This is a genomic window from Acrocarpospora phusangensis, assembly GCF_016862995.1.
GTDB lineage: Bacteria > Actinomycetota > Actinomycetes > Streptosporangiales > Streptosporangiaceae > Acrocarpospora > Acrocarpospora phusangensis.
In genome coordinates, this window is sequence record NZ_BOOA01000002.1 from 117,825 (window position 1) to 135,205 (window position 17,381).

Annotated in this window: 14 protein-coding genes; 7 read left to right on the plus strand and 7 right to left on the minus strand. The window is 70.1% G+C overall.

Going from position 1 to position 17,381, the window contains the following annotated elements; all coding sequences use genetic code 11:
• The first annotated feature begins 94 nt into the window (after positions 1-94).
• Entirely contained in the window at positions 95-3,697 is a 3,603-nt protein-coding gene (gene metH / locus Aph01nite_RS01650; protein ID WP_204038890.1) for a methionine synthase, read from the plus strand.
• Between the two features lie 76 nt (positions 3,698-3,773).
• A complete protein-coding gene (locus tag Aph01nite_RS01655) occupies positions 3,774-4,316 on the plus strand; it encodes a type 1 glutamine amidotransferase domain-containing protein (protein WP_204038891.1) in 543 nt (180 codons plus the stop codon).
• Positions 4,317-4,691: 375 nt separating this feature from the next.
• Here the strand turns inward: Aph01nite_RS01655 and Aph01nite_RS01660 are convergent, their stop codons facing one another.
• From Aph01nite_RS01660 to Aph01nite_RS01675, 4 genes are all read right to left on the minus strand, one after another.
• Positions 4,692-5,414 (minus strand): dienelactone hydrolase family protein, encoded by a 723-nt coding sequence (locus Aph01nite_RS01660; RefSeq protein WP_204038892.1) that lies wholly within the window; start codon positions 5,412-5,414, stop codon positions 4,692-4,694.
• A gap of 189 nt (positions 5,415-5,603) precedes the next feature.
• The gene (locus Aph01nite_RS41980) at positions 5,604-5,921 is read right to left on the minus strand and encodes a PepSY domain-containing protein (RefSeq protein ID WP_204038893.1); all 318 of its coding nucleotides are present in this window, start codon (positions 5,919-5,921) and stop codon (positions 5,604-5,606) included.
• A gap of 46 nt (positions 5,922-5,967) precedes the next feature.
• On the minus strand, positions 5,968-7,227 hold the full coding sequence (locus tag Aph01nite_RS01670; protein WP_204038894.1) for a sensor histidine kinase: 1,260 nt from the start codon (positions 7,225-7,227) through the stop codon (positions 5,968-5,970).
• A 157-nt stretch (positions 7,228-7,384) separates the two neighbouring features.
• Positions 7,385-8,065, minus strand: a complete 681-nt coding sequence (locus Aph01nite_RS01675) for a response regulator transcription factor (RefSeq protein ID WP_204038895.1) — start codon at positions 8,063-8,065, stop codon at positions 7,385-7,387.
• Positions 8,066-8,157: 92 nt separating this feature from the next.
• Between Aph01nite_RS01675 and Aph01nite_RS01680 the strand changes: the two genes are divergently transcribed.
• Positions 8,158-8,628 carry a hypothetical protein gene (locus Aph01nite_RS01680; protein WP_204038896.1) on the plus strand — a complete coding sequence of 157 codons (471 nt, stop codon included), beginning with the start codon at positions 8,158-8,160 and terminating at the stop codon, positions 8,626-8,628.
• A 33-nt stretch (positions 8,629-8,661) separates the two neighbouring features.
• Here the strand turns inward: Aph01nite_RS01680 and Aph01nite_RS01685 are convergent, their stop codons facing one another.
• Positions 8,662-10,113, minus strand: coding sequence for an LCP family protein (locus Aph01nite_RS01685; protein ID WP_204038897.1), 1,452 nt, complete (start codon positions 10,111-10,113; stop codon positions 8,662-8,664).
• Positions 10,114-10,214: 101 nt separating this feature from the next.
• On the opposite strand from Aph01nite_RS01685, the gene Aph01nite_RS01690 reads away from it, so the two are divergent.
• Positions 10,215-11,216: a glycosyltransferase family 2 protein gene (locus Aph01nite_RS01690; RefSeq protein ID WP_204038898.1), complete on the plus strand. Its 1,002-nt coding sequence runs from the start codon at positions 10,215-10,217 to the stop codon at positions 11,214-11,216.
• Here the strand turns inward: Aph01nite_RS01690 and Aph01nite_RS01695 are convergent.
• On the minus strand, positions 11,167-12,843 hold the full coding sequence (locus tag Aph01nite_RS01695; protein ID WP_239161312.1) for a CDP-glycerol glycerophosphotransferase family protein: 1,677 nt from the start codon (positions 12,841-12,843) through the stop codon (positions 11,167-11,169). The two genes, Aph01nite_RS01690 and Aph01nite_RS01695, sit on opposite strands and share 50 nt — an antisense overlap.
• Positions 12,844-12,915: 72 nt before the next feature.
• Positions 12,916-14,310, minus strand: a complete 1,395-nt coding sequence (locus tag Aph01nite_RS01700; protein WP_239161313.1) for a bifunctional cytidylyltransferase/SDR family oxidoreductase — start codon at positions 14,308-14,310, stop codon at positions 12,916-12,918.
• 129 nt (positions 14,311-14,439) lie between these two features.
• Here Aph01nite_RS01700 and Aph01nite_RS01705 point away from each other — a divergent pair, with 129 nt between their 5' ends.
• The 3 genes from Aph01nite_RS01705 (at position 14,440) to Aph01nite_RS01715 (ending at position 17,370) form a co-directional block, all read left to right on the plus strand.
• Complete coding sequence (locus Aph01nite_RS01705) at positions 14,440-15,918, plus strand: CDP-alcohol phosphatidyltransferase family protein (RefSeq protein WP_204038901.1); 1,479 nt, start codon at positions 14,440-14,442, stop codon at positions 15,916-15,918.
• Complete coding sequence (locus Aph01nite_RS41985) at positions 15,915-16,538, plus strand: DUF5941 domain-containing protein (protein WP_204038902.1); 624 nt, start codon at positions 15,915-15,917, stop codon at positions 16,536-16,538. Before Aph01nite_RS01705 ends, Aph01nite_RS41985 begins: the two co-directional genes overlap by 4 nt.
• A 100-nt stretch (positions 16,539-16,638) precedes the next feature.
• Complete coding sequence (locus Aph01nite_RS01715; protein ID WP_204038903.1) at positions 16,639-17,370, plus strand: phosphocholine cytidylyltransferase family protein; 732 nt, start codon at positions 16,639-16,641, stop codon at positions 17,368-17,370.
• Positions 17,371-17,381 lie beyond the last annotated feature (11 nt).

A 17,381-nucleotide genomic window follows, 5' to 3' on the forward strand; every position in this document is an offset into this window, starting at 1 on the left:
CAGGTCGAGAGGCGCTGCAACGGGCTGGAGCCCGCCACGCTCGACTGGAACCATCCCCCTCAAGGTCGCCTCCCACGTGGGAGGAGACTTTCTGGTGCACCGGACGAATGCTCTGCGGCAGCTGCTGACCGAACGCGTCGCCGTCCTGGACGGCGCGTGGGGGACGATGCTCCAGGGCGCGAAGCTCGCGCCCGAGGACTATCGCGGTGAACGTTTCGCCGATCACCCCCGGGACCTCACCGGCGACCCGGACATTCTCAACATCACCCGGCCGGATCTCATCCTGGACGTGCACCGGCAGTACCTCGCGGCCGGCGCCGACATCACCACCACCAACACGTTCACGGCCACCAGCGTGGGCCAGGCCGACTACGGCGCGGAGGCGTACGTACGGGAGATGAACGTGCGCGGCGCCCAGCTCGCGCGGCAGGCGGCCGACGAGTTCGGCGGCAGGTTCGTGGCCGGGTCGATCGGGCCGCTCAACGTCACCCTCTCGCTGTCGCCCCGGGTGGAGGACCCCTCGTACCGGGCGGTGACCTTCGATCAGGTACGCGACGCCTACGCGGAGCAGATCGCGGCGCTCGCCGAGGGCGGGGTGGACCTGCTGCTCATCGAGACGATCTTCGACACGCTGAACGCCAAGGCCGCGATCGCCGCCGCCCGCGAGGTCGCCCCCGGCCTGCCGCTGTGGATCTCCGTCACGATCGTGGACTTCAGCGGGCGCACGCTCTCCGGGCAGACCGTCGAGGCGTTCTGGCGCTCCATCGAGCGGGCCGAGCCGATGGTGGTCGGCGTCAACTGCTCGCTCGGCGCGACCGAGATGCGGCCGCACGTGGCCGAACTGGCCCGCCTCGCCGGGACGTACGTGGCCAGCCACCCCAACGCGGGCCTGCCCAACGCGTTCGGCGGCTACGACCAGACGCCGCAGGAGACCGCCGGCCTGCTGTCCGAGTTCGTGGACGCCGGCATGGTGAACATCGTCGGCGGCTGCTGCGGGACGACCCCGGCGCACATCGAGAAGATCGCGGCCGCGGTGGCGGGGCTCCCGCCGCGCGAGGTCCCGGCGCCGGTCGCGGCCACCCGGTTCAGCGGCCTGGAGCCGTTCGCGATCGGGCCCGACACCGGCTTCGTCATGATCGGTGAGCGGACCAACGTGACCGGTTCCGCCCGGTTCCGGCGGCTCATCGAGGCCGACGACCACCAGGGCGCGGTCGACGTCGCGCTGGAGCAGGTACGCGGCGGGGCGAACGTGCTCGACGTGAACATGGACGCCGACCTGCTCGACAGCGAGCAGGCCATGACCACCTTCCTCAACCTGATCGCCACCGAGCCCGAGGTGGCCCGGGTGCCGATCATGGTGGACAGCTCCAAGTGGAGCGTCCTGGAGGCCGGGCTCAAGTGCGTGCAGGGCAAGGGCGTGGTCAACTCGATCAGCCTCAAGGAGGGCGAGGAGCAGTTCCTGGCCCAGGCCCGGCGCATCCGCGACTACGGCGCCGGCGTCGTGGTGATGGCCTTCGACGAGCAGGGCCAGGCCGACACCACCGAGCGCAAGGTGGCCATCTGCGCCCGCGCGTACGACCTGCTCACCCAGGAGGCCGGGTTCGCCGCGGAAGACATCATCTTCGACCCGAACGTGCTGGCCGTGGCCACCGGCATCGCCGAGCACAACGGCTACGCGAAGGCGTTCATCGACGCCCTGCCGCTCATCAAGGCGCGCTGCCCCGGAGCCAGGACCAGCGGCGGCATCTCCAACCTGTCCTTCTCCTTCCGCGGCAACGACGTGGTGCGCGAGGCGATGCACTCCGCGTTCCTCCTCCATGCCGTACGCGCGGGGCTGGACATGGGGATCGTCAACGCCGGGCAGCTCGCCGTCTACGAGAACATCCCGGCCGACCTGCTGGAACTCGTCGAGGACGTGCTGTTCGACCGCAGGGACGACGCGACCGACCGGCTGGTGGCGTTCGCCGAGACGGTGAGCGGGAGCGGCACCGCGCGCGTGGTCGACCTGGCCTGGCGGGACGCGCCCGTACGGGAACGGCTCGCGCACGCGCTGGTGCACGGCATCGTGGACTTCATCGAGGCCGACACCGAGGAGGCCCGGCAGCAGGCCGCCCGGCCGCTCGACGTGATCGAGGGCCCGCTCATGGACGGCATGAAGATCGTGGGCGACCTGTTCGGTTCCGGAAAGATGTTCCTGCCGCAGGTGGTGAAGAGCGCGCGCGTGATGAAGCGGTCGGTCGCCTACCTGGAGCCGTACATGGAGGCCGAGAAGGAGCAGGCGCGGCTGGAGGGGCGGCTGGACACCGGGCGCGGGCAGGGCACCGTCGTGCTGGCCACCGTCAAGGGCGACGTGCACGACATCGGCAAGAACATCGTCGGGGTCGTGCTGGGCTGCAACAACTACAAGGTGATCGACCTCGGGGTGATGGTGCCGGCGTCGGTCATCCTCGACACGGCCGTGGCCGAGAACGCCGACGTGATCGGGCTGTCCGGGCTGATCACGCCGTCGCTGGACGAGATGGTGTCCGTCGCGGGCGAGATGCAGCGGCGCGGGCTCAAGACGCCGCTGCTCATCGGGGGTGCGACCACGTCGCGGCAGCACACCGCCGTGCGGATCGCCCCGGCGTACAACTCGGTGACGCTGCACGTGCTGGACGCGTCCCGGGTGGTCGGCGTGGTCTCCGATCTGCTCGACGAGGAGCGGGCGGCCAATCTGGACGTCGAGAACCGGGCCGAGCAGAAGCGGCTGCGCGAGCAGCATGAGGCGCGGGTACGCCAGCCGTTGCTCCCACTTGACCAGATCCGGGCGAACCGGCCGCAGATCGCGTTCGACGAGCTTCCCGTGCCGGCGTTCACCGGGGTGCGGACGGTCACGCCGTCGGTCGCCGAACTGCGGGAATTCATCGACTGGACGTTCCTCTTCCTCGCCTGGGAGCTCAAGGGCAAGTACCCCGCGATCCTCGACCTGCCCGAGGCGCGCGAACTCTTCGACGACGCGAACACGATGCTCGACCGCATCATCGCCGACGGTTCGTTCCGTCCTGTGGGCGTGTACGGCTTCTGGCCCGCGCGTTCCGAAGGCGACGACATCGTGGTGAACGGGGTACGCCTGCCGATGTTGCGCCAGCAGACGCAGAAGCCCGCCGGACGGCCCAACCGGTGCCTCGCGGACTTCGTCGCCCCCGCTGGGGACCACGTCGGCGGGTTCGCCGTCTCCATTCAGGGGGCTGAGGAGCTGGCCGCGGCGTACGAGGCCGAGCTGGACGACTATCGCGCGATCATGGTGAAGGCGCTGGCCGACCGGCTGGCCGAGGCTTTCGCGGAGTACGTCCATCTGCGGGCGCGGCGGGAGTGGTTCGAGCCCGGCGCCTCCCCCGCGATGGAGGACCTGCACGCCGAGCGGTTCCGCGGGATCCGGCCCGCGCTGGGGTACCCGGCCACGCCGGACCACACGGAGAAGCGCGAGCTCTTCGATCTGCTGGGGTCCGAGGAATTGGGGATCGGCCTCACGGAGTCGTACGCGATGACGCCGGCCGCGGCGGTGAGTGGCTTGATACTGGCGCATCCCGAATCGCGGTACTTCACCGTGGGGCGGATCAACCGGGACCAGGTGGAGGACTACGCCGCGCGGCGCGGGGTTCCCGTGTCCGAGGCGGAGCGGTGGCTGCGGCCCAACCTCGCGTACGAGCCCGAATAGGGCTGGTGAGAACGGGCAGGGGAAGGGTCTGGACAGTGCTCAGGCAGCGTCTAGGCAGCTCAGAAGGGAGACAGCCATGATCGAAGGCAAGACCGTCGCATTTCTCGCCGCTCCCGAGGGCACCGAGCAGGTCGAGCTGACCGACCCCTGGCAGACCATCCTGCACGCCGGGGGCACGCCCAGGTTGATCTCCACCCGGGAAGGCCGGATCCAGGCGTTCCACCACCTCGACCGCGCCGACACCTTCCCGGTGGACGCCACCCTGGACGAGGTCGACGCCGCCCAGTTCGACGGGCTCGTACTGCCCGGCGGTGTCGCCAACCCCGACTACCTGCGTACGCGCCCCGAGGCCGTCCGGTTCGTCCGGGCGTTCTTCGACATGGGGAAGCCCGTCGCGGCGATCTGTCACGCGCCGTGGACGCTCATCGAGGCGGATGTCGTACGGGGGCGGACGATGACGTCGTGGCCCAGCCTGCAGACGGATCTGCGCAATGCGGGCGCGACCTGGCATGACCAGGAGGTCGTGGTCTGCAATGCGGCCCCGTCGACTCTGGTCACCAGCCGCATGCCCGACGACCTGAAGGCCTTCGGCGAAGCGACGATCGACGCGTTCGCCTGACCCTCGGACGATGGCCGGACGGTGCCACAAGCGCACCGTCCGGCCCATGCGTAAACAGTTTCACCCTGAAAGGTGAAATCCATTTACCCTTCCCGCCGCTGCTTTGCTCACGGGCCGAGCGCCAGCTCAAACGGGTGGGAGAGCCACCGCAAGCACTGCCAGGGCATGCGCCCAGCGCCGGAGGAGGGGCCGAGCGCCAGCTCACAAAGGGTGGGCGGGTGGGAGAACCACCGTAAGCAATGCCGGGCATGCGGCCAGCGCTGGAGGAGGGGCCGAGCGCCAGCTCACAGAGGGTGGGAGAACCACGTGTACCGGCGGAAGGCCGGAGGCAAGGGTGAGCGGAGTTTTGAGAGGTTCCGTCGGCGCTGGTCGGGGTTAGGTCAGGTGCTCGGAGAAGAAGGTGGTGATTCGGTGCCAGGCATGGGGGGCGGATTCGGGGTCGGGGGCGATGCCGGCGATGTGGAGGAGGGGACGGAGGGCTAAGGGGGTGGTGACTTCGTCGTTGAGGAAGGCGTGGCCGGCGGTGGGGTACTCCTTGACGTCGTGAGGGACGTCGAGGGTGGTGAGGGCGGATTCGAGGCGGGCGGCGGCGTTTCTGAGGGTGCGGTCGCGGGCGCCGTAGTTGGCGACGATGGGGCAGGAGCCGGTGAGGGTGGCCTCGAGGTCGCGGGGGAGTCTGCCGTAGTTGACGGAGGCGGCGTCGAAGCCGGTGGTGGTGGTGAGGAGGGCGAAGGCACCGCCCAGGCAGAAGCCGATGACGCCGATTTTGCCGGTGCAGTCGGGGGAGGCGGCGAGCCAGGTTCTGGCGGTTTCGATGTCGGCGAAGGGGCGGCCTTCGCGTCTTTGGAGCGCGCGGATGGTGGAGACGAGGCAGCGTCGCGGGCCGCCGGCGCTGAAGAGATCCACGGCGAGGGTCAGGTAACCGGCCTGGGCCATACGGTCGGCATGGCGGAGGATCATCGGCTCCAGCCCCATGATCTCGTGGATCATCACCACGCCGGGCCAAGGCCCCTCGCCCTGAGGCGTCGCGAGATATCCGCGTAGGGGTTGTGATCCGCCGTGCTGCGCGGCGTGCTGCGTCAGATCGATCTCGGCCATCTGAGCTCCCGCTATTGACCCGCTGTTTCAGCGTCTGACCCTAAGGCCGCCCATGCCCGACTGGGGGCGTATTGCCCATCCACGTCCACGCAGTACGCCCAGTGGCTTTGCGGGCCATCTCGTTTGACGCAGGTGACGCTGTTCGCCGCACCGGTGCCAAGGGCGACCGGCTTCGTTCTGTCCGGGGTCCTAGTCGCGGTCGACTTTGAATTTGATGATTTTGCCGGTCTTGATGGAGACGTAGACGTCGTACTCGTAGCGGCCCTTTTCGAGTTCGATTTTCCAGGTGCGGTGGCCGTGCTCGTATTCGCGTTCCACGTCGGTGACGCGGGCGCCGGGGACGGCTTTCTTGGCGATTTTGATGGCCTTGGCGCGGGTGATGTCGGCCGCGGCGGTGGAAGCGGAGGCGGTGCCGGCGGAAGTCGTGGCGGCGCCGGCGGTGGCGGCGCCGGTGAGGAGAAGGGCGGTGGCCGTCAGGGCGCCGGTGAGGGCGGTTTTGATTCTCATGGCTTTACCGTTGCCTGGGGTTGGCTATGGGCGCGCTTTGCGAGGGTTAAGGCGCGGCAAAGGTGAGGGTGACGGTGGTTCCGCCGCCGGGTGGCGTGCTCAGGGTCATGGTGCCGCCGGCCGATTGGGCGGTACGGCGGGCGATGTCGAGGCCGAGGCCGGTGGAGTTGCCGCCGCTTCGGCCGCGCTCGGTGAGTTGGGGGATGCCCGGTCCTGAGTCGGTGACGGTGAGTTCGGCGCCGGGGGTGGAGGGCGTCAGCCGTACCGACATGGGGATGCCTTCGGGGGTGTGGGCGAAGACGTTTTCGAGGAGGGCGTCCACGGCGGCGGCGAGGTCGTCTGCGGAGGCGGCGACCGGGAGGGGGGAGCCGGGGAGGGACAACGTGAGGGGGCGGTCCTGTTCTTCGGCGAGTACGGACCAGAAGGTGACGCGGGCGGCGACGACGGCGGTGGCGTCGCAGGAGCCGCGTTCCCTGCTCCGGCGGCGTACGTCGACGATCACAGAGGTGACGGCGCGGTCGAGAGCGTCGACGCGGGTGCCGAGGCGTTCGGCCTCGTCCGGATTGGACAGGGATTCGGCTTCGAGGCGGAGACCGGTCAGGGGGGTACGGAGGCGGTGCGAGATGTCGGCGACCGATTCGCGTTCTTCATGGAGGAGGGCGTCGATTCGGGTCGCCAGGTGGTTGAGGGCGAGGGCGGCGGCGCGGATCTCCGGAGGGCCGGTGGGGGTGGCACGGGCGGACAGGTCGCCGCCGGCGAGACGGTGGGAGACCTGGGCGAGGCCGGTCATCGGGCGGGTGAGCGCGACCGCGAGACGATCGGCCACCAGGACGCCGAGCCCGACGAGGATCAGGCCAAGCAGCAGCAGTCCAAGCCACGCCGCCTGTACGCCCCTGCTCAGATCGGCGGCAGAAAGCAGCACCCGCACCACGCTGGTCCCGGATTCGCCCTGAACTGCGACGAGGATCTCGCGTCCGCCTCCGGGGGCTTCCGCGGAGAGGCTCCGGCCGCGGGCGGCGAGATCGACGGCGGGGGAGCGTTCGGCCGGGACTCCGGCGACCGTTCCATCAGGGAGGAAGACCGAGATCTGATGGCCACCTGCGGCGGACGCACGGTTCGCCGTAAGCGCGAGCGCGGCCGGGTCGACCGTGCCGATTACGGCGGCGACCGACTGGGCCTCGGTAGTGGCCTGGGCGACCGCGCCGTTCTCGGCGGCCGATCGCACCAGCAGGCCCATCGGCACCAGCATCGCGATCAGGACGAGCGAGGTGGTCGCGGCGACCAGAAGTGCCAGCCTACGTCTCATGTCGCCAGTCGAGTGGTCATCGGGATTCTTTCGCCGGGTCAGGTGGGGTCACAGGAGTGCTGGCCTGGGTCTCATCGGGCCGGTCGAGTGGTCATCGGGATTCTTTCGCCGGGGCAGATGGGGCAACCAGGAGTGCCGACCTGGGTTTCATCGCGGGTCAGGTGGGGTCGACCAGTTTGACGCCGACGCCGCGTACGGTGTGGAGGAAACGGGGGGCTTGGGCTGTTTCGCCTAGTTTGCGGCGGAGCCAGGATAGGTGGACGTCGACGGTTTTGTCGGTGCCGCCGTAGGGGACCTGCCAGACCTCGGTGAGGAGTTCGCGTTTGGTGACGACGCGGCCGGGGCGGGATGCCAGATACAAGAGCAGGTCGAACTCGCGGGGGGTCAGGTCGATGGGGGTGCCGTCGAGGGTGGTCTCGCGGCCGCGGACGTCCATGTGGAGGCCGCCGACGGTGACCGTGGTGTCGGTGTCCTCCTGGCCGGTACGGCGGAGCACCGCCCGGATGCGGGCGTCCAGATGGGTGGCGGTGAACGGTTTGACCACGTAGTCGTCGGCGCCGGCGTCCAGGAGGCGTACGGTTTCCGGTTCGCCGTCGCGGGCGGTGGCGACGATGACGGGCATGCGGCTGACGGCGCGGAGCATGCGGAGCAGTTCGGTGCCGTCCAGGTCGGGGAGGCCCAGGTCGAGCACGACGAGGTCGGGCCGGGTGTCGAGGGCCAGGCGGAGGCCGTCTAGGGCGGTGGCGGCGGAGGACACGGCGTGACCACGATCGCGCAACCCCCGGACCAGGGCCGTACGGATGGTGACGTCATCCTCGACGAGCAGGACGTTTGCCATTTGCGGCCACGTTAGCCGGTCGGGAGGGGGTGCATAAGGTTCTTATCGGGGTCTTAGCGTGGGCTTAGCGCGGGGTGGGGGATCGTGTGGGGGTGAATCTGCGGACGTTGCTCGGGGTTGGCGGGTGGGTTGCGGCTGTTGTCGTGGCGATGGTCGCGGGGGTCGCGGTGACGAACTCGCTGGGGTCGGCTGTGACGGGTGCGGATGTGCGGCCGCTTTCCGCTGAGGAAGTGCGGCGGCAGTTGGCCATACCGGTCACGGTGTCGCCGACTCCGGGTGTGGTCCGGTCGGCGGCGCCTGGTCCGACGATGGCTCAGACTCCTGGGGCCGCTCCTCGGGAGATTCGTGTCATCGCCACGCGGGGCGGGTCTGTTGTGGCTTCCTGCGTGTCCGGGCAGGTGTCGTTGCTCTCTTGGACGCCGGCGCAGGGGTATCAGGTGGACGATGTTCATGCCGGTCCTGATGATCGGGCCAAATTGAAGTTCGAGGCCGAGGAAGCGGAGACCGAGATCGAGATTCACTGCGAAGGTGACCGGCCGGTTTTTCGTGAAAAATCCGACTGAGCCGGTTGGTTGCGCGCCGTTATCCGGCGCCGTTTACGGCTTTTTGCAGATGTTTTGGGTGGCGGTTTTGGTGGTGGGGGTGGAGATGGCGGTCGGGGTTGGTTTGGGGGTGGAGATCGTGGGCTTGTGGACGGTGTTGTTCTGGGCGCCGAGGATCACTTCGATGCCGTCGATGTCGACCTCGCGGAGCTCCGCTCCCGGAAAGGCGGCCGAGACCGTGCGGGCGGAGTCGAGGCGCGTCGGGCCGTACCGGATGATGGTGTTCTTGTAGCTGCGGGTGGCGGTGTCGCCGGGAGCGGTGGGCACGAGGAAGCCGGCGTCGAGGAGCGCGGCCTTGGTCCGCGCCCCGAGCCCGGTGACCATGGTCCCGTTGCGGAGACGGATGGCGATGCGGTTGGGCGCGATCGTCGCCGCGGTGGGCGACGGCGAGGGTGAGGCCGTGGGCGACTTGCTGGGCCTGACCGCCGGAACCAGCGGCTGGTCATTGTTGATCCGCTGGAACATCTCCCGAGCCGCGGGCTTGTCCCACAACACCGCGGATTCCCCGGTGGGCGTCCGGTAGTTCACATCCGTCAGCGGCACGGTCGCGAAGGACACATCATCGGTGGACACGTCCTTGAGCTGCGTCGCCAGACCGAGGAAGTCCTCGGCGAGCGCCTGATCCACGGTGAGCGTCCGCAGCGTCGAATCGACCAGCGCCCCCAGCTTGACCGGATTCGTCAGCGTGTCACCGCTCAACGCCTTCCCCAGCAACGCCGAGATCACCTGCTGCTGCCGGTCGATGCGATCCAGGTCGGCCCGCCCGGTGGCCCGCGTCCGCGCGTAGTGCAGCGCGTTGACCCCGTTCAGCTCGTGCGTCCCGGCCGCCAGCTGCAACTTGGTCTTGCTGTCGTTGATCGCGACAGGCGTGCACACCGTGACCCCGCCGAGCGCCTCGACGACATCGATGAAACCCATCACGTTGACCGCGACGTAGTGGTTGATCCGCAGTCCCGTCGCCTGCTGCACGGTCTGCACCGCCAGCTTCGCCCCACCGAACTGGTACGCGGCGTTGATCTTGTGCGGCCCCTGCCCCGGCACGTCCACCCAGGTGTCCCTGGGCAACGACACCACGGTCACCTTCCGCTGGTCGGCGGACAGGTGGATCACCATCATGGTGTCCGTACGCTCCCCGGTCTGACGCCCGAGATGCAGCTGGTTCTGCTCTTTCCGCGTGAGGTTGTCGCGTTTGTCCACCCCGACGAGCAGGATGTTCAGCGCCCCCCGCGACGAGGATCCGGCCGTGCCCGCGTCCACGGACTCGATCTGCCCGATCAGATACTCGGGAATGGCCCACGCGAATCCGGACCCGACCAGCACCAGGCTGGAGAGCGTCGCCGTGATCACCAGCGACCGGACGCTGGTGCGGGTGCGGCGGGTGCGGGGTGCTGAGACTCGGACCCCGCCGTAGGCGTCCCCGCCCACGCGCACACCCGAGTCCTCCACCGGTCCCCCTTGAGGTTGCCGTCTACGCCCCTTCGTACAGTAGCGTGAGCGCAGCCACGAACCCCTTCCCCGACGCGCCCCCACACAGTCTGTCGAGTCTGATGAGCCCTTCTGTCTCCGTCATCATGCCGGTCCTCAACGAGGAGAGGCACCTGCGCGAAGCCGTACAGCAGGTGCTTGACCAGGACTACGACGGCGCGATCGAAGTCGTGCTGGCCGTGGGCCCGTCGCGGGACCGGACGCAGGAGGTGGCGGACTCGATCGCGGCGGCGGACCCGCGGGTCACGGTGGTCGCCAACCCGACCGGGCGCACGCCGAACGCGCTCAACGCGGCCATCGAGGCGTCCCGCAACGAGATCGTCGCCCGGGTGGACGGGCACGCCATGCTGCCGAAGGACTACCTGCGCACGGCGGTCGACACGCTCCGGCAGACCGGCGCGGACAATGTGGGCGGGATCATGGCCGCCGAGGGTGTCACCGCCTTCGAGCAGGCCGTCGCCCGCGCGATGACGTCGAAGATCGGGGTCGGCAACGCGGCCTTCCACGTGGGCGGCGAGGGCGGCCCGGCCGACACCGTCTACCTGGGGGTGTTCCGCCGGGAGGCGCTGGAGCGCGTCGGCGGCTACGACGAGCACTTCCAGCGCGCCCAGGACTGGGAGATGAACCACCGCATCCGCGAGACGGGCGGCCTGGTGTGGTTCCAGCCGAAGATGCGCGTCTCCTACCGGCCCCGCCCGAACGCGCGCGCGCTGGCCAAGCAGTACTTCCACTACGGCCGCTGGCGGCGCGTGGTGGCCCGCACCCACCAGGGCACGATCAACCTGCGCTACCTGGCCCCTCCGGCGGCGGTGCTGGGCATCGTGTTCGGCCTGGCGCTCACGCCGTTCCTCTGGCCGGCCGTGCTGGTGCCCGGCCTCTACCTGGCCGCGATCCTGGCCGCCACGCCGCTGACCGGCCGCGGCCTGTCCGGCGCCGCGCTGGTCCGGCTCCCGCTCGTGTACGTGACGATGCATTTGTCGTGGGGCGCCGGCTTCCTCACCAGCCCTTCGCGCCTCAGCAAGCCACGCCCGGCGGGCACCGATCTACAGGACCTCTTCCACTAGTCCTGCCCGCCCGCCGGCAGGCGTTGTCCACCGCCCGCCGGAACCTCCCCATCGCGTCCCCTTCCCCCAGGAGATATCCCCGCAGCGCCCGCCGCTCCTCCGTCAGCGCGTCCTCGTCCTTGTCCAGCTGGGCGAGGATCTCCGGCAGTTCGGTCAGCTCCCTGCCCAGCAGGTAGGCCGCCCGCGCCGTCGGGTGCCGCTCGCGGAAGTCGGCGGCGGGCCGCCCGGCCACGTTGGTCACCGCGTACGGCTTGCCGCTGGCCACGAAGTCGGCGACCACGCTGGAGATGTCGCTGACCAGCAGGTCGGCCTGGTTGAAGCAGGCGTAGAGGTCGTCGGTGGCGACGCGTCCCGCCGGCTGCCCGGCTCTGGCGATCACGGCCAGGACGCGGCGGTGGGCGGCGCGGGCGGCCGGGCAGCGGTGGCCGATGAGCGGGTGCGGCTTGTAGATGAGGCGTACGGAGTGGTCCAGCAGGGCCTGGACGAGCTGGGGTCCCATGGCGGCCACCGAACTGTGGAACAGCTCGTCGGTCCAGCCCTCCCACGTCGGCGCGTACAGCACGGTCCGGTACGGCGTCGCCGGCCGTTCGCCCGTGATCCCGGCCAGCTGGGGCCGCCCGACCTCGACGATGGCGGAGTCCGGCACGCCCACGGCCGCCCGCCGGTAACGGTCACGGCCGGCCGGACCGGCCACCCAGACTTCGTCGTACACCTTCGTGAAGGGGTTGAAGGACGCCTCCTTGTCGCTGTCGCCGTGGCCGATGAAGACGCTGACCAGGCCGGGCGTGCGGAGCATGTGGATGTTGTTGCCGACGTTGGAGGCGAACAGGGCGACCCGGGCGGTGTCCAGGCCGCGGAAGTTCATCATGTCCACGGCGGAGGGGATGCAGAGCACGGGCAGCGTGGTCGGGCCGAGCCCGCCGAGCAGCGCCCGCTCGCGCAGCACGATGACGGCCCGCCGGTCGAGGCCGGCCAGGACCGGCAGCCACATGGACGCCTGGTAGACGGAGTCGGCGGGGCCGGAGAAGTAGAGGAGCACCTCCGGCCGGTACGCGCGCACCCGCTCGTCCACCGCCCGGATCACCCGGCGCCGGTCGGCCAGGGGACCCACCCGGCGTACGTGCCAGAGCAGGACGAGCGTGGCGCCCGCCATCAGCAGCAGCGCGGCTCCGGCCCCGAGCGCGCCCGGCCAGGCGGCTCCGGTCAGCGCGCCCGCGGCGGTCAGCCCGACCGGCAGCACGTCCAGGTAGAGCAGCCGCACCCCGCGCCAGGAGAGCAGCGCCTCGGGCGGCGCGGCGGGGAACACCACGCCGAGGTTGCGGCTCTCGACCGGTTTGAGGGCATGACAGCGCCGCAGGTACAGCGCCAGCCCGGTCTGTACGGCCCGCATGCCGTGGCACAGGAACAGTCCGGCGGCCAGCAGCGCGAACCACCGCGACTCCGGGCCGATCGCCCGCGCCAGCAGCAGCACGGCGGCCGTCTCCCGGGTGAGGAACCGCACGGTCGCCCCCAGATGCACCCGGCTCAGCTGGATCGCGACGGATTTCGGCAGCTTCGCCTCCGCCGCGTACGACACCGCGCAGGCGGCCGCGAACACCCACGGCCACGGACAGAGCGCCGCTACCACCAGAACCGGATAAGCCCCCAGAAGCGCAGCGGTGACCAAGGCCCCCCGGAAAGATCCCCCCATGAGGGGTGCTTACCCATCGATGCGCACATCGACCACTTGTCCGGTTAGGTCTGATATGAGCACTTCTACGCTGGTTCTGGCGACCTCCTTGGCGGACAGCAGGCTGGTCGGCGGCTCCTCGCCGAAGGCCCGCAACCGCATCGGCGTGGCCGTACGCTCCGGGTTGACGCAGTTGACCCGGATGCCGTGCTCGGCCCACTCGTCGGCCAGCGCCTGGGTCAGGTTGACGACGGCGGCCTTGGCGGAGGAGTAGAGGCTGTAGTCGGCCCGGCCCCGGGTGTAGGAGCTGGAGGTGTAGAGCAGCAGGTGGCCGTGGGTCTGGGCCAAATACCTGAAGGACGCCCTGGCGATGTTGACCGGGCCCAGGTAGTTGACCCCGATGGCCTCCTCGATCGTGGCGTGGTCGGCGTCGCCGAGCTTGCCCATGTGCAGCACGGCGGCCGTGTTGACCACGTAGTCGATCCGGCCGGTCTCGGCGTGCACCCGGGCCAGCGCCTCCGCCACCGCCTTCTCGTCCTGGACCTTCGTGTCGGTCTCGGTACGGGAGAAGGAGTAGACGGTGGCGCCGTGCTCCTTGGCCAGGTCCACGATGTCGGCGCCGATGCCGTACGAGCCGCCGAAGACCACCAGGGTGCGGCCGTCCAGCCGCTCGGCGTAGGAGACGGGGGCGGGCGCGGTGGCGGCGGCCAGCTGGAAGAGCTTGTCGGCGATGAAGACGTCCACCGGGTGGGTGACCTTCATGTTGTGCTCGCTGCCCGCCACGATGAAGATCGGCACGTCCGGGCGGTAGCGCAGCATGACGCCGCAGTCGTCGGTGGCGGGCTGCTTGTCGAAGTCGGGATCGGCCAGCGCCCGCGCGTACGCGTCCCTGATCACCGACAGCCGGAAGCACTGCGGGGTCTGGCCGCGCCGCAGCCGCGCCCGGTCCGGGATGTCCCTGATGATCTCCCCGGCCGGGCCGGGCACCGCGACCACGACCGTGTCCGAGGACGGGATGGCCGTGTCCACGGCCTGGTACTCGGCCAGCGCGGTCACGCAGTCGCCGATGATGCGCGGCTCCACCAGCGGCCGGACCGCGTCGTGCAGCAGCACGTCGCACTCCCGGTCGCCGAGCGCCCGCAACGCGATCCAGGTGGACTCGGTCCGGGTCGAGCCGCCGTCCAGGATCTGGGTCACCTTCCTGAACCGGTTCTTCGCCACCAGGGCGGCCACCTCGCCGGTGAAACCGGGAGTCATCAGGACGACGACCTCGTCGATGTCCGGATGGCTGTCGAAGGCCGCGATCGTGTGCTCCAGGATGCTCTTCCCGGCGATCTTCAACAGCTGTTTGGGGGTGTTCAGCCCCACACGCTGGCCGATGCCGCCGGCCAGCACCACACCAACGGTCGGCAAACGTGAACCCATCATCATGATCCTCCCCGACGAGCACCATACCCTTGGGGGCGATTGCTCATCAGTGATCGCTCGGTTACTTTGCGAGGTAGTGGTCGGGTATGTGCTATGGACGTCGTCTCTGAGCGAAGGCGGTCTGACATGGGGGAGAACCGGCCGGACACCGTCGCGGTGGTGCTGGCGCCCACCCACACGGCCCGGTTGGCGTGTGCCGACACCACTCTCGTCGATCGCCTCACCGAACAGCTGGCCGCCCTCCCCGTCGCCGACCTGCACATCGTGCCGGACGAGCAGGGACTGGCCGAGGAGTTACGCCAGATCGCCAAGATCGCCAAGGGGGCCGCGGCCGCCGGGGCGCCCCTGGCCGTCCTGGCCGGGGACGTGGTCGCCCACACCGAGGCCCTGGCCGTCCTGCTCGAACATCCGTCCCGGAGCACCGGCGCGCTGGTCGGCCCCCGGGTCGCCAACCCGGCGTGCACCCCCGTACGGGCCGAGCACGGCCGGGTGGCCGCCGCCGGGAACTCCTTCCACCAGGTGGACGTCCCCAACGCCACCTTCCGCGGCGTGTTCCAGGTGGGCCCGGACCAGGTGAAGGCCTTCGCCCTGGTCGCCGACGAACTGGCCGGGCTCGCCGACAGCGGCGGCCTGGGCGCCGCGGGCCCGCACGAGGCCGCCGACCTGCTGCTGGCCGGCCTGGTCCGGTCGGGGGTCCAGGTCCGGGCCACCGGGTTCGGGCGGCTGCGCTGCGACCGGGTGACCGACCAGGCCGCGGCCGACCTGGCGCTGCTCCGCCTCGACGAGGTGGACGAGGACCGGGTACGGCTGGACGCCGCGGTCAAGCAGGACGACGGCTTCTTCACCACCTACTGCGTCAGCTCCTGGTCCTGGCGGCTGATCAAGATCGCCGACCGGCTCGGGCTGACCCCCAACGCCGTCACCGGCATCTCGGTCGGCGTGGCCGCGATCGCCGCCATCTGGTTCTCGGCCGGCGACCGGCAGTCCCAGCTCGTGGGGGCGGCCTGCCTCTACCTGTCGTTCGTCCTGGACTGCCTGGACGGCCAGCTGGCCCGCTACAGCCGCCGCTTCTCCCCACTCGGCGCCTGGCTGGACGCCACCTTCGACCGGGTCAAGGAGTTCGTCGTCTACGTGGGCCTGGCCCTCGGCTACGCGGCGGGCGCGCCGATGACCGGCGTGGGCCCGGACGGCATCTGGGCGCTCGCGGCCGGCGCGATGGCCCTCCAGGCGATCCGCCACATGATCGACTTCTCGTACGCGGGGGCGGTCACCGACGCGGCCAAGGTGGGCGTCTCCTGGGCCAGGCCGCACCGCTCGCTGGCGATGGCCGTGGACTCGGTCAGGAGCACCACCGACAAGAGCACCGAGGCCGCGGCCGTGCAGCGGGAGAACACGATCGTGCAGCTCGCCGGCCGGCTGGAGGGCGACACCGCCACCCGCTGGCTCAAGAAGATCATCGTGCTGCCGATCGGGGAGCGGATGGCGCTCATCGCGGTCACCGCCGGCCTGTTCAACGCCCGCGTCACCTTCCTGGCCCTGCTCGGCTGGGGCGCGGTCGCCTGCCTCTACACCCTCACCGGACGGATCGCGAGGTCCCTGTCGTGACCAGCGTGCACATGACCCCCATCCCGGCCAGTTCGGTGACGGCCTACCGCGACGACGGCCCGCTCTCCCGCGGCATGGGCATGATGGTGGCCGGCCAGCTGCCCCCGCTCCCCCCGGCCATCGCGGCCATCTTCGTCACCGGTGTGCTCCTGGTGGTCGGCATCGCCGGCGCCGACGGCTTCGCCGTCTTCGCGCCGCTGGTCGCGCTGCTCCTGGCGGGGCCCGGCTCCTCGCACCGCCACGACGGCCGCCTCGACTGGCTGGTCCCGGTCATCCTGCGGATCACCGAGTACGGCTTCATCTGCCTCGTCGGATTCGCCCACGGCGTACCGGCGATCGTGATCATGATGCTGCTGGGGGCGGTGATCTTCCACCACTACGACACCGTCTACCGGATCCGCCAGCACGTGTACCCGCCGACCTGGCTCGCCACCGCCGGGCTGGGCTGGGAGGGCCGGATGCTCGCGGTGGCCGCCGGCGGGCTGCTGGGGGCCAGCACGGCCGTGTTCGTCCTGCTCGCCCTGTATCTTTGGGCGTTGTTCGGCTGGGAGAGCCTCACCTGCTGGCTCGCCGCCCCCCGATCAGGTGTGGAAGCGGCCGATCTGGGCGCGCACGACTGAGCCTGATACACAATCAGGGCGCGTTGGCAACTAACCTGTGGGGTTATTGACTTTGCCATCGCTCGACCGTGCGATGAACAGATCGTGTGAGGAGTGCTCGTTGCTGGGAATGGTGCTGGCCGCCGGGGCCGGAAGACGTCTGCGGCCCTACACCGACACGCTGCCCAAGGCGCTCGTGCCGGTCGACGGGGACACCACGATCCTCGACATCGCGTTGCGCAACCTCGCGGCGGTGGAGCTGCGGGACGTGGTGGTGATCGTGGGTTACCAGGCGCAGGCCGTACACGAGCGGAAGGCGGCGCTGGAGGAGCGGCACGGCGTGAAGCTGACGCTGGTCCACAACGACAAGGCCGAGGAGTGGAACAACGCCTACTCCCTGTGGTGCGCCCGGGAGTACTTCGCCAAGGGCGCGCTGCTGGTGAACGGGGACACCGTGCACCCGGTCTCGGTCGAGCGCACCCTGCTGGACGCGCCGCACACCAGCGACATCCTGCTCGCCGTGGACGACGTCAAGGCGCTGGCCGACGAGGAGATGAAGGTCACCCTCGACGGGAGCGCGCTGCGCCGCATCACCAAGCTGATGGACCCCGCCGAGGCGTACGGGGAGTACATCGGCGCCACCCTGATCCGCCCCGGCGCCGCCGCCAGGCTCGCCGACGCGCTCCAGGCGACCTTCGAGCGCGACCCCCAGCTGTACTACGAGGACGGCTACCAGGAGATGGTCGCGCGCGGCGAGACCATCCACGTGGCGCCCATCGGCAAGGTCGACTGGGTCGAGGTCGACAACCACGACGACCTGGCCAAGGCCCGCACGATCGCCGTCACCTACTAAGGGAGGTCACA

What these genes read in the sequence shown, in the direction of transcription:
- Aph01nite_RS01675 (WP_204038895.1), bottom strand. Translation starts at nt 8,065, where the DNA reads ATGGCAAACGTCCTGCTCGTCGAGGATGACGTCACCATCCGTACGGCC.
- Aph01nite_RS01670 (WP_204038894.1), bottom strand. Translation starts at nt 7,227, where the DNA reads ATGAGACGTAGGCTGGCACTTCTGGTCGCCGCGACCACCTCGCTCGTC.
- Aph01nite_RS01655 (WP_204038891.1), top strand. Translation starts at nt 3,774, where the DNA reads ATGATCGAAGGCAAGACCGTCGCATTTCTCGCCGCTCCCGAGGGCACC.
- Aph01nite_RS01690 (WP_204038898.1), top strand. Translation starts at nt 10,215, where the DNA reads ATGAGCCCTTCTGTCTCCGTCATCATGCCGGTCCTCAACGAGGAGAGG.
- Aph01nite_RS01705 (WP_204038901.1), top strand. Translation starts at nt 14,440, where the DNA reads ATGGGGGAGAACCGGCCGGACACCGTCGCGGTGGTGCTGGCGCCCACC.
- Aph01nite_RS01660 (WP_204038892.1), bottom strand. Translation starts at nt 5,414, where the DNA reads ATGGCCGAGATCGATCTGACGCAGCACGCCGCGCAGCACGGCGGATCA.
- Aph01nite_RS41980 (WP_204038893.1), bottom strand. Translation starts at nt 5,921, where the DNA reads ATGAGAATCAAAACCGCCCTCACCGGCGCCCTGACGGCCACCGCCCTT.
- Aph01nite_RS01700 (WP_239161313.1), bottom strand. Translation starts at nt 14,310, where the DNA reads ATGGGTTCACGTTTGCCGACCGTTGGTGTGGTGCTGGCCGGCGGCATC.